This is a genomic window from Herpetosiphon geysericola (assembly GCF_001306135.1).
GTDB lineage: Bacteria > Chloroflexota > Chloroflexia > Chloroflexales > Herpetosiphonaceae > Herpetosiphon > Herpetosiphon geysericola.
In genome coordinates, this window is record NZ_LGKP01000032.1 from 24,733 (window position 1) to 36,798 (window position 12,066).

General features: G+C 50.7%; 10 protein-coding genes. 5 read left to right on the forward strand and 5 right to left on the reverse strand.

The window, feature by feature from the left end:
* Nucleotides 1–34 precede the first annotated feature (34 nt).
* The 4 genes from SE18_RS19925 to SE18_RS19940 all read right to left on the reverse strand — a co-directional run bounded on the left by SE18_RS19925 (nucleotide 35) and on the right by SE18_RS19940 (nucleotide 3,892).
* Entirely contained in the window at nucleotides 35–712 is a 678-nt protein-coding gene (locus SE18_RS19925) for an acetoacetate decarboxylase family protein (RefSeq protein ID WP_054536229.1), read from the reverse strand.
* 9 nt (nucleotides 713–721) lie between these two features.
* Nucleotides 722–1,474, reverse strand: coding sequence for a hypothetical protein (locus tag SE18_RS19930; protein WP_054536230.1), 753 nt, complete (start codon nucleotides 1,472–1,474; stop codon nucleotides 722–724).
* A 536-nt stretch (nucleotides 1,475–2,010) separates the two neighbouring features.
* Nucleotides 2,011–2,553 (reverse strand): arsinothricin resistance N-acetyltransferase ArsN1 family B, encoded by a 543-nt coding sequence (locus SE18_RS19935; RefSeq protein WP_054536231.1) that lies wholly within the window; start codon nucleotides 2,551–2,553, stop codon nucleotides 2,011–2,013.
* A gap of 172 nt (nucleotides 2,554–2,725) precedes the next feature.
* The gene (locus SE18_RS19940) at nucleotides 2,726–3,892 is read right to left on the reverse strand and encodes a CaiB/BaiF CoA transferase family protein (RefSeq protein WP_054536232.1); all 1,167 of its coding nucleotides are present in this window, start codon (nucleotides 3,890–3,892) and stop codon (nucleotides 2,726–2,728) included.
* A 222-nt stretch (nucleotides 3,893–4,114) separates the two neighbouring features.
* Here SE18_RS19940 and SE18_RS19945 point away from each other — a divergent pair, with 222 nt between their 5' ends.
* The 3 genes from SE18_RS19945 to SE18_RS19955 all read left to right on the forward strand — a co-directional run bounded on the left by SE18_RS19945 (nucleotide 4,115) and on the right by SE18_RS19955 (nucleotide 8,557).
* The gene (locus SE18_RS19945) at nucleotides 4,115–4,684 is read left to right on the forward strand and encodes a DinB family protein (protein ID WP_054536233.1); all 570 of its coding nucleotides are present in this window, start codon (nucleotides 4,115–4,117) and stop codon (nucleotides 4,682–4,684) included.
* Nucleotides 4,685–4,863: 179 nt separating this feature from the next.
* Nucleotides 4,864–6,630, forward strand: coding sequence for an ABC transporter ATP-binding protein (locus SE18_RS19950; RefSeq protein WP_054536234.1), 1,767 nt, complete (start codon nucleotides 4,864–4,866; stop codon nucleotides 6,628–6,630).
* 73 nt (nucleotides 6,631–6,703) lie between these two features.
* Complete coding sequence (locus tag SE18_RS19955) at nucleotides 6,704–8,557, forward strand: ABC transporter ATP-binding protein (protein WP_054536235.1); 1,854 nt, start codon at nucleotides 6,704–6,706, stop codon at nucleotides 8,555–8,557.
* 293 nt (nucleotides 8,558–8,850) lie between these two features.
* On the opposite strand, the gene SE18_RS19960 is transcribed toward SE18_RS19955, so the two are convergent.
* Nucleotides 8,851–9,810 carry a hypothetical protein gene (locus SE18_RS19960; protein WP_054536236.1) on the reverse strand — a complete coding sequence of 320 codons (960 nt, stop codon included), beginning with the start codon at nucleotides 9,808–9,810 and terminating at the stop codon, nucleotides 8,851–8,853.
* A gap of 628 nt (nucleotides 9,811–10,438) precedes the next feature.
* On the opposite strand from SE18_RS19960, the gene SE18_RS19965 reads away from it, so the two are divergent.
* Nucleotides 10,439–10,897, forward strand: coding sequence for a DinB family protein (locus SE18_RS19965; protein ID WP_054536237.1), 459 nt, complete (start codon nucleotides 10,439–10,441; stop codon nucleotides 10,895–10,897).
* Nucleotides 10,898–11,044: 147 nt separating this feature from the next.
* Nucleotides 11,045–12,055, forward strand: coding sequence for a GHMP family kinase ATP-binding protein (locus tag SE18_RS19970; protein ID WP_054536238.1), 1,011 nt, complete (start codon nucleotides 11,045–11,047; stop codon nucleotides 12,053–12,055).
* The last annotated feature ends 11 nt before the right edge of the window (nucleotides 12,056–12,066 follow it).

Sequence of the window (12,066 nt, forward strand, 5' to 3'; positions counted from 1 at the left end):
GCCTGCTCTGCTAGTCGGCTCAAGCCTAGAAAATTTATACCTTCAGCAGTTCGCCAAAATCGCCACGGCCATTGCCTAAGCCAGAGATCGAATAGCCCGAAACGCCAAATTTGGCCCACGCGCCACTCGCCGGAAAGAAAGGTCGAATTTTACGGGTGATGCCAACTGTGCCAGCAAAGCGTGCTGGAATTCGATACAGTTCTTGCTCGTGCACAACCAGCACATCGAAATTCATGCCCACATTAAAGCCATTGATTTTTTTGGGAATGCCTTCGAAACTCAACAACAAGCGGCCTTGTTGATCGGCGCTAATCCGGTCGCGGCTAGGATTCGTCCATGAAATGCGGGCTAATTCTTTGGGCAAGTGCCAAATGTTGCGTCCGCCAGCCACCGATTCATCTAAATCGACGACGAGGCCGTGAATCCAAATTGCGGGACGTGGGCCAAGCTTGAGCACCAAGCCACAGGCAGCCTCGCCATAGTGCAAGGTTGAGCCTGTGCCATATTGACCAACCAACGAAAACCCCAAACTGCGGCCTGCTGGTAGCCAAAGTGGCTTAAGCGGCGCTGGCAGCAAGTCGGCGACAGCGTTACGTTTGACTGGATGCACACACCAAACCCATGTTCCTTGCATGACCCATGGTGCTGGCGGATAGCTGGTTGTGGCTGCAATACGGTCGGCTTCGACCGTCGAATCGTAGAGGGCGGACACAGTTATACCTCATAATGCGCCAAGCAGCGCAGCAAATGGATTATCGGTATCATCATCTGGATCATCGGCCACGGTTTGGCGCTTGATCGGCGGCGGGCTAGGAACTTCTTCATCGTCATCAAGCGCCCAATCGAGATGCAACGGGCGATCGCCAGCCATGGCAACTAATTGAGCGAGGCTAAATCGTCGAATGCTAATCTGATCTGGCCATTGTTGGGCTTGTTCAGGATGTTCGATTAGGTGGAAGCGACTTTGATCGCCAATGATATCAGCAATGGTTGGCGGTGGGGTATGCGGTGCATCGGGGCTACGCATCAACGCTTGAACGGCCTCAGCATCAGGAATGCCAGTATCGACCAATAGCAAGGTTGTGTAGACCCGGGGAATAATTAATTGCAGGGCTGCGCGAATGTCGTGGAGTTGGGTTGCTGCTTTACGAATTGTATGCGCTGAACGACTAGCTTTGACCTCAAACACATGTACGCTGCGCCCAACCTCCACCAAGGCATCAATTTCGCGATATTTACGAATAGTTTGGCGGCCACTGCGCTCGTCGTATTCGAGAATTCGGCGCTCGGAAAGCGCTTGACCCTGCGCTGCGAGCCATTCGCGCAGCAACTGTTCGGCTTCGCCGCCAAACAAATCGCGCTGCCGCGGTGGCCGAGTTGCCCGCTGATTCTCCCGAGCAATCGTCATTTGTTCAACAAACGCCCGATACTGCGGGTCGTCGAAGGTTGTGAGTCGAGCACGCACAAATCGCACAGTTGCAATCCCCCACTAAACTATCTGTATGCTACCACATAGAAGAAAGGATGAAGGATGAAGAGCAGGATTCAAAAGGCAAAAGGCAAAGGACAGAAATCAAAAAAAGAACAGAGAGCAAAGAGCATAGAACAGAGGAAAGGATGAAGGATGAAGGATGAGGGATGAAGGATGAAAGGCTATTGGGAACATAAGCATAAAAATCTGTGGCTTAAATAATTATCATTCGTGGAATTCGGGCAATTCGTGGCAAAAATCAAACCTTCATGCCCGTCGTGGATCAATCATTAGAACGCAGAGACGCAGCGAACAGATGGCTGTTGGCTTTGGGCTAGCGAAAGTATCATCAGGGAAATCTGTGCCAATCTGTGGCTAAAAAAGGGATAAGGCTCTAGGCTAGGGGCTATCAAAACATTGAATGAAAATTCAACCAATCTCCGATAACCAAAAGTCTGTAGCCTATAGCCAATTCCCTCTTCGTGTTCTTCGCGCTCTTCGTGGTTTCTATGCTTCGTGCTCTTTGTGCGCTTGGTGGATCAAAACTCAAATCGGCGTGGCGCTGCTGGAGCACGATCATTATCCGCTGGCTGCAATTGATATTGCCACCAACCAACATCATGCCACTGGCCATGTTTGAAACCGGCTTGGCGAAACACTCCAACCGGCGTAAAACCAATTGCCTCGTGCAAGCCCACACTTTTGGTATTCGGCAAGGTGATGCCTGCGTAGGCTGAATAATAGCCTAGCGCTTGAAGCTGCTGCAAAAGCTGTTGATAGAGCGCCCTGCCAACGCCTTGACGCTGAGCACTATTGGCCACATAGACAGTCGTATCGACCGACCATTGATAGGCTGGGCGGCTACGATGTTGGCTGGCGTAGGCATAGCCCTGCACCTGCCCTTGCGCATCAGCCCAAACCAACCAAGGATATTGTTCAAGAGTTTTGTTAATTCGCTGTGCAATTTCAGTGCTTGTCGGGGCAACGACTTCAAAGGAAATCACCGTTTGTTCAACAATTGGCGCATAAATTGCGTGAATTGCAACTGCATCAGCCAACGTGGCAACCCGAATGCTTGGCATAACGACCTCATCTAGAAAAAGCCCTTTTCATGATAGCTGAAAAGGACTTTAGTGGTTTGAACTAGGCTGCATCTGCTTTGAGCGTTGGCAGCACTTCAGGCTCGCGCGCTTGATCAACGACCACAGGTTTGCTTGCGTTTTTCAACGACATTCGCGCCTTATTGCAATCACATTATTGTGATTCTGATTTGGCGTTTGTTGCGAACTGTTGGCGAATTGCCCGGCTATGTTGGCCCAATAATGGTGGCGCCAAACGAATACTTGCAGGAGTTGCTGAGAATTTAAAGGGTATCCCCAACAGCTTCAAATCGCCAATGGTTGGGTGCTCTATGTTCACTACCATCTCACGGGCCAAGACCTGCGGATCGTTCAACACCTGACCAATAGTACGCACAGCCCCAACCGGAATGCCTGCTGCTTGAATGAGCTTAACCCACTCGGCGCTTGGTTTTTGGCTAAATTGCTGCTTGAGCAAGGCTACCAATTCGCTGCGATGCTGCACGCGTTGCGGGTTGGTGCTAAAACGTGGGTCGTCTGCCCAAGCTGGTTGTTCCAAAACAGCGCACAAACTTTGCCATTGGCGATCGTTACCAACTGCCAGCGCAAACGCGCCATCGCTAGCCTCAAAGCTTTGGTAGGGCACAATCGTCGGGTGCGCATTGCCATAACGCATTGGCTCCTCGCCAGTTATTAAGTAGGCGCTGCCAACATTGGCTAGCCAAGCAACCTGCGATTCCAACAACGAAATATCAATATGCTGGCCAAGCCCTGTCCGTTCGCGGGCATACAAGGCCGCCAAAATTGCGTTGCTTGCCAACATTCCGCTCGTTAAATCGACAACCGCCACCCCAACTTTGCTGGCCTCGCCGTTGGCAGGCCCAGTGATGCTCATCAAGCCTGCGGTTGCTTGGACAATAAAATCGTAGCCTGGCAGCTCCGATTCTGGCCCGCTGGCGCCCATACCGCTGATTGTCAGCGTGATCAAACGGGGATTTTGCGCCCGCAAACTGGCTAAACTCAAGCCAAATCGTTCGAGTGTGCCTGGGCGAAAATTCTCGACCAAGATATCTGCTTGATTGGCAATAGTGCGAATCAATTCAGCATCGGCGGCAGTTTTAAGGTCGGCAACCAGCGAGCGTTTATTGCGATTGACCGCCAAATAATAGGCACTTTCGCCAGCAACAAATGGCGGCCCCCAGCGCCGAGTATCATCACCTTGTGGGGCTTCGACTTTGATCACATCGGCCCCAAGATCACCAAGAATCATGGTGCAATATGGGCCTGCCAGCACGCGTGAGAGGTCGAGCACCAGCAGGCCTGCGAGCGGAGAACTCAGCATTGAGCAGTACCATTAACTAGAGGAAGCAGCAGCTTCCTTGGGCGAATTATGCAGCGCAACCATACAACGAGCCAGTATTTTGAGCAAATGCTGGGTCAGGAGCATTGGTTTGGCTTGATTATCGCCACATGGATGCAAAAATCGTGAATAACAGCATGCCAATTCGCGAGAAGCTGGGGTACACTTAATACTGTTTCAACTTCTGGATAGGAGTGGTGTGTTATGATCGATTTTGGGCCATTGAAGGACGGTACACAAACCTTGGGCGAGCTTGGGGCCAGCCTAAGCAAGCAAGATCTTTGGGATGCAACCGATGAGATGATTGGCGATCTGCTGAGTTTATTAACCGATGCGGTTGACGCTGATATTGTTTTCGTCCCATCCGATCCCAAGGCCAACGATCCTGGGGCTTCCGAGGAAGAACGGGATATGGCTTGGACTTTTGGCCATTTGATTTGCCATATTACCGCTGGCAACGAAGAGGCTGCTTTGACCGCCTTGGCGATGGCTTCGGGCATTTTGCCCAACGAACGCTTGCGCTATGAAATGCCATGGCAGGATTTGCAAACTGTTGAGCAAGCCCGCCAACGCCTCGAAGAAAGCCGCCGTATGTGCCTCAGTATGCTCGATGCATGGCCCGACCAGCCGCATCTTGAAATTAGCCAAGTGATCTACGAGGGGTGGGGGCCGCTCAACGCCCATGGTCGCTACTTCCTTGGCTTGAAACATACCAACGATCATGTTGAGCAGTTTCACGAAACGATGCGCCAAGCCAAAGCCGCCCGCAGCTAAATAACCGTAACCACGTAGCAAGGACACATCGCAATTAAGCTGATGTGTCCTTGCTGTTTAACCCCTGACCTGTCCCTTTGGAACATAATCATGCGACCAAAGTCGGATATTGTTATGCACATTTTAGCATATACTATATAGTCTGCTGGTTCGGGATAACCAACACAAAGGAGGCATGCGTGAAGCATCTAGATCAGTATCGACGGTTACTGGCGCACTTAAAGCCCTACCCTAGGCAAGTGTTCTATGCCTATGGCTCAACCCTCTTGGCAGTCGGCTTAAACATTGCAATTCCCCAATTGCTCAAACAAGCGATTGACGAAGGGATTGCCAGCGGCTCTAGTCGAGCTTTGCTAATCACTGCGCTGATTATTTTGGGCGTGGCAGTTGTGCGGGTTATTTTCGGCTTTGCCCAACGCTATTATAGCGAGTGGCTGAGCTTTCGGGTGGCCTACGATTTGCGCAATCGTTTTTACGATGCGATTCAACGGCTGCCATTTTCGTTCCACGATCGCTCGCAAACAGGCGACCTGATGAGTCGCGCGACCAGCGATATTACTGAAACCGAGCGTTTTGTCGGGGTTGGGCTACTCGAACTTAGCTCGACCATGCTCTTGCTTTTCGGCATTATCGTGGCCATGCTGGTGGAAGATTTAACCTTAACTGGCTTGGCACTTTTGCCCTTGCCCGTGCTGTTGTATGCCACAATTCGCTTTGGCAACACCGTCGAGCCGCTGTTTACCAAAATTCAAGAGCAAATGGGCAAGCTCTCGACCATGATGCAAGAAAGCCTAACTGGCATTCGCGTGGTCAAAGCCTTTGCCCGCGAGCCATATGAACTAGAAAAATTTGATCGCGATAATGGCGAGTGGTATAACCGCCGTTTTGCCGTGATTCGCATTTGGGGCAATAGCTGGCCCTTTTTCAACTTTTTGGTCGCGATCAGCGTGATTATTTTGCTCTGGATTGGCGGCCCGCAAGCGATTGATGGCACGATTACGGTTGGCTCGTTATTCGCCATGATTAGCTATGTGCTGTTGTTGAACAACCCAGTGCAACGCTTAGGCTTTACCGTCAACTTGGCAGCGACGGCAGTTGCTAGCTCGGCCCGCGTGTTTGAAATTATCGATACCTACGATGAATTGGCCGATAAAACCAATGCTCAGGGCTTGGAGCATGTGCAGGGCCACGTCAAATTTGAGCATGTGTCGTTTGCCTATCGCGAAGGTGGCCGCCCAACCTTGCACGATGTTTCGTTCGAGGCCAAGCCAGGCCAAGTGATCGCCTTGATGGGGCCAACTGGCTCTGGCAAAAGCACGATCACCAACCTGATTCCACGCTTCTACGACCCAATTGAAGGTCGGGTGTTGGTCGATGGCCACGATGTGCGCGATTTGGCAATTAAGAGTTTGCGTGAACAAATTGGAATTGTGCTGCAAGATTCATTCTTATTCAGCTCAAGCATCGCCGACAACATTCGCTACGGGCGGCCCGATGCTAGCGACGAAGAGGTGATTGTAGCGGCCAAAGCCGCGCGCGCTCACGATTTTATTCTCAATTTCGGCGAAGGCTACCAAACTAAAGTTGGCGAGCGTGGCGTGACGCTTTCTGGTGGTCAGCGCCAGCGCATCGCAATTGCCCGCGCCTTGTTGCTCAACCCACGGATTTTGATTTTGGACGATTCGACATCAAGCGTAGATACCGAAACCGAGCACTTGATTCAGCAAGCGCTCGACCAATTGATGCAAGGGCGCACGACCTTTGTGATTGCCCAACGCTTGTTGACGCTCAAAAATGCCGACCAAATTTTGGTGCTTGATGCTGGCAAAGTGGTGCAACATGGCACGCACGAACAATTATTGGCCCAACCTGGCCTCTATCGCACCATCTACGATCTGCAACTCAAAGATCAAGAGGAAAGCCTTGTTGAAGAACAAAGAGCATAGAACATAGAGCATAGGACTTTGGTGGTGTTTTTTGACTTTTGACTTCTGCCTTTTGATTTTATGAGGGTTTTCCATGACAACCAAAGCTTTAGTGCCGTCGCGCAAGCGCGATGATGAAATAGAAAAAAAGGTCGCCGATTTATTGCCCAAGGACGATGAAAATAGCTTGGGCAAGGCCTACGATCCGCGTTTGATGCGCCGTTTATTGGCCTTTATCGTGCCCTACAAACGCACCATGGTTGCAGCAATCGGGCTGATGATTATTGGCACGGTGCTGTCGGTGGTTTCGCCGTGGGTCATCGGCCAAGCAATTGACGTAGGCATCAAGGCCAAAGCGCTCAATTCGCTCTACACCTGGACGATTATTTTTGCGGTGGTTTCGTTGGGCGAATGGCTCTCGAACCGCTCGCGGATTCACTTATTGGCAGTGGTTGGCACGGGCGTGGTAGCTGATGTACGCTCAGCGCTGTTTCGCCATTTGCAGCGTTTATCGCTCAATTTTTACAATCGTTATAGCGTTGGCCGCTTGATGAGCCGCCTGATCTCCGATGTTGATGTGTTGCAAGATTTTGTTACATGGTCGATTACTGGGCTAACTCGCGCAACCTTCTCGTTGGTGGGCATCACGATTGCCATGCTCTGGCTGAATTGGAAATTAGCGCTGGTCACCTTTGCCGTGCTGCCAATTATGGTCATCGTGACCAACTACTGGCGGGTGCGGGTGCGTCAAGCCTATCGCTCAACCCGCGAACGAATCGCCTTGATCAACGGCTATTTGAACGAATCGATCTCAGGGATTCGGGTGACCAAGAGTTTTGTGCGCGAAGAGGCCAACGGCGAGCACTTCGACGATCTCAATCGCTCGTATTTCAATGCTAACACCAGCGCCGCGCGTTTGGCCGCGACCTTCTTTCCCGCTGTCGATTTCATGGGTTCGTTGGCAACGGCCTTGGTGGTGGGCGTTGGTGGTTGGTTGGTGGTCGGCGATGAGCTAACGCCTGGGGTATTGGTGGCGTTTGTCTTGTATGTCAGCCGTTTCTTCGACCCAATTTTGGAGTTGGCGCAACGCTACAACACCTTTCAATCGACCATGGCTTCATCGGAGCGCATGTTTGCCTTGCTTGATACCGAGCCAGATATGCTTGACGCGCCGAATGCCAAAATCTTGCCAGCAGTACGTGGTCATGTGATGTTTGACCATGTATCGTTTGGCTATGCTGATGGCGAGCCAGTGTTGCGTGATGTGACCCTCGAAGCCCAGCCTGGCGAGACGATTGCTTTGGTTGGCGAAACTGGGGCTGGCAAAAGCACGATTATTCGTTTACTTGGGCGTTTCTTCGATGTAACCGATGGCGCTGTGCTGGTCGATGGCCATGATATTCGCGAAGTAACCCAAGCCAGTTTGCGCCAACAACTGGGCATTGTGCTGCAAGATACCTTCCTCTTTGGTGGCAGCATTAGCGATAATATTCGTTATGGCCGTTTGGATGCCAGTGATGAGGCTGTGATTGCCGCCGCCAAAGCGGTTGGCGCCCACGAATTTATCGAGCGCATGCCCGAAGGCTACAACACCGATGTTGGCGAAAATGGGGTGAACTTGAGCGTTGGCCAACGCCAAATTCTCTCATTTGCCCGTGCGTTGTTGGCCGACCCACGCTTGCTGATTTTGGATGAAGCGACCAGCAGCGTTGATACCACGACCGAGCGCCAAATTCAGGCCGCTTTGGATACGCTGATGCGGGGCCGAACCAGCTTTGTAATTGCCCACCGTTTGAGCACAATCACCAGCGCCGATAAAATTGTGGTGCTTGATCGTGGCCAGATTAGCGAAATGGGCACCCATGCAGAGTTGCTAGCCCGCAAAGGCCGCTACTACAACCTTTACACCATGCAATGGAGCAAAGGCAACGGTACGATTGGCGAGTAAGAACAATACAACATAGAGCATAGAACAGAGGGGACGCTAGAGAATTTCGGTTCTCAGCGTCCCTTCTATTGATCCACGAAGAGCACAAAGGGCACGAAGCATGGGAACCACGAAGAGCACGAAGAGTCACGAAGATAGGATTATAGGCTATAGGCTATTGGATGTTCCAACTCATCCTCGATAGCCCATAGCCATCAGCCATGCCTTCATTGCGCCGCTGCGTTAAAGTGCTCTTGCTTCGCTTTCCTGAAATCTGACTCCTGAAACATATTTTGACTATTGCTTGCAGGTGCTTATTTTTTGATCGGTCTGGTTTTGGTTTCAATGGTTGGTGTAATTGGCTGCTTGCTTACGGTGAATTCGATAACTGTACTATTAAGTTTCCATTCGGTTGTATTGCTGGCTGGAGCGCCAACAATCGCCAATTTGTGGAAGCCTAGTTTTGGTATCCATCTTTGATTGGTCTCGACAAAGGTATAGGGTGGCGTATGATCAATTGGATAGGGGGACTCGTCATCAAGCAGAAAGGTGACATGGCCAATCGTCGGAGGATTTGTATGCACCTGAAGATTAAAATGCTTGGTTGGTAACGAATCAAGGATAATAATTGCCGGATCAGGCATGGGATCAAAGCCAGGAATCGGCAGGTTGGTATCGCCATCAAGCAAACTCACCCCTACAATCTCGATGCTTGGGGCAATTGTCGGAATGATCAGCGTTGGCCAAACAGTGGTGGTTGGATTGAGCATAATTGGCGTGCCATTGAGATCAGTCCATTGATAGGTTTCTAGATTGAAGAGTGCTTCAAAATGAACGCCCACCGAAATCACCAGCGATGGCAGCATTTCCCGCACAATCGTCAAGCCACCTAAATCAACCGGAAAATGGAATTCATTGATAAACTCACCATTTTTATAAACAGTGAGATAGCCCGATATAATTGCATAATTCGCAGGTTTATGGATGACTCCATTGCCTTCGACGAAAACATCGGTGCCATTAACCAGCCCATGCCAGCAATTAATGATAAATCCTGGCGGGCCTGGCTCTTCGATATAGTTCTTGCATTCTTTTTGGGCAAAAAGCCGATATTCTTCGGTTGGCGTGTTTGCAATTGGTTCGTAAGTGACGAATGGCGATGGTATATTGAGGCTGGTTGGTGTGGTATTTTGGTCTAAACTGGTTTGATTGCGGCTACAACTCACTGCCAACAATCCAACCAGTAGCAATCCAATGAGCAACCGATAGCGCATGGTAAACCCTCTCAACAGTGCTCAATCAACGAAGGGAATTTTGTTGAGGGATTGAGCATGCTACTAGCCTAAATCGTAGCCCCAAGCCCAAGCAATGATAATTGGCTGAGAATGCGATTATAGTGAGCGACGAAGCGCACGCCAATTGCTTTTTTAATCCACGAGGGACACGAAGAACGGGAACCGCGAAGGGCACGAAGATCACGAAGGCTGAGTTTTTTTGCCACAGATTGGCACAGATGATGAGGATTATGTTTCCGATAGCCAAGAATTTTTAGCCACGAATTGCCCGAATGACCTGAATAATGTTCCGATAGCCTAGAGCCATTAGCCCATAGCCATGGGTTTTTAGCCACAGATTGCCCAGATTATTGAGATTATTATTCTGCTAGCTCATAATAGCCATCGCTTCTCTGTGCCTCTGCGTTAAGAAACCGATCTCCAGCCCTCAATTACCGATCCCCAACACCTATGTTCGCTCTTCTTTGCTTTATGTTCTTTTTTGCCCTCATCCCTTCCTGTGTTCTATACTCTTTTTTGACTTTTACCTTCTGCCTTTTGCTTTTGCCCTCATCCTTCATCCCTAATTTAAGCTACTATTAGCGCCTAAGCTGATTTGCGAGGTTGTATGCGAAATCTAATTCTCAAGCTCATTGCCCAATTCTTTTTCATTCGGCCAGCCAAAAACCGTACCTATGGCGATTATGAGAAGCTTTTGACCGAAAGTGGTGCGGCGATTGAACAGCGCACGAATAACGCCAGCGACCTGCCCGAAAATCGCCAGCAACTGCGGCATATTATCGGCATCGAACGTTGGGGCGTGCAGCGGCTCAAAGTTTGTTTTGGCGAGCCATTTAATCGCGATGAATACGAGGCCTATGCGCCAGCAGAAGATCGCTCATGGCCGCAATTAATCGCCGATTTCAAGGCCACCCGCCAAGAAACGATTGCCTTGGCCAAACGCTTTGCGCTTGAACAACCAAGCAGCGACGTGGTTGAACACAACGATTTTGGCCCGCTCAATGCCCGTACATGGCTGCAATATCTCTATTCCCACGCCGCTAAAGAGGCCAAAGGCTTGCGCTAAACTGCCAACTTGAAGCTGCTAGCCAAAAACATGCAGATTGCTAAAATCTGCTACCATAAAGCGCCATTGCCTGCGATGGCGTTTTGTTGTGCCAACCAACCCTCATCGCTATGCCGCGTGCGTTTGGCATGGCTCAAGGAGTAGCGTGTGAAATTATTTAAAGCCAAAGCACCAATGCGGATTGGTTTTTTTGGTGGGGGCACTGATGTTAGCCCCTATGCAGAAGAACATGGCGGCAAGGTGCTCAATTGTACGATTGATAAATATGTGCGCTGTATGCTCAAGCCCACCGATCAGCCTGGCATTACGATTCGCTCGCTCGATTTGAGTGCGGTTAGTCGGGCGATGACTGGACGTGAATGGTCTGGCAAGCTCTCGTTGCCCCAAGCGGTGATCGATGCCCACCCCGAGATCAGCGGCGTTGAAATTACGATGTTCAGCGATGTGCCACCAGGTTCAGGTTTGGGTTCATCATCGGCCTTGGTGGTGAGCATGCTCAAACTGCTCGACACCGCCTACAACCTCAAGCTCGATGCCTATGAAATGGCCGAATTGGCCTATCGGATCGAACGGGTTGATTTGGGGATTCCAGGCGGACGCCAAGACCAATATACCGCTGTGTTTGGTGGCATGGCTGTGCAGCACTTTGGCGGGCCGCAGGTCATTATCGAGCGCGTAGCAACCAACGAAGATGCCTTATTGGAATTAGAATCGTGCTTGATTATTGGCTATGTGCGCGATCGCAAGCTACTGACGCACAACTTGGTGCAAGACCAAGTGCGGCGTGTGACCGAAGGCGAAACTTTGCGCCTACACGATGAAACTAAAGCCATGGTCGACGAAGGTGCGAAGCTTTTGCGCCGTGGCCAAATCAAAGAATTTGGGAAACTCCTGCACCACGCTTGGGAAATTAAAAAAGCCTTTTCGCCACATATTGCGCCGCCGATTGTCAACGAAATTTACGATCTTGCGCTGCGCCAAGGTGCGTGGGGTGGCAAATTATCTGGTGCTGGTGGCGGTGGTTTTATGTGCTTCTGCGTGCCATTCAGCAAACGGCTGCAACTTGAGGCGGCCTTGATTGAAGCAGGCGTGACCGTGCGCCCGTTCTCGTTTACCAAGCAAGGCGTGCATGCTTGGAGCGTCGAAGAAGACGATTAATAATTAAAGCC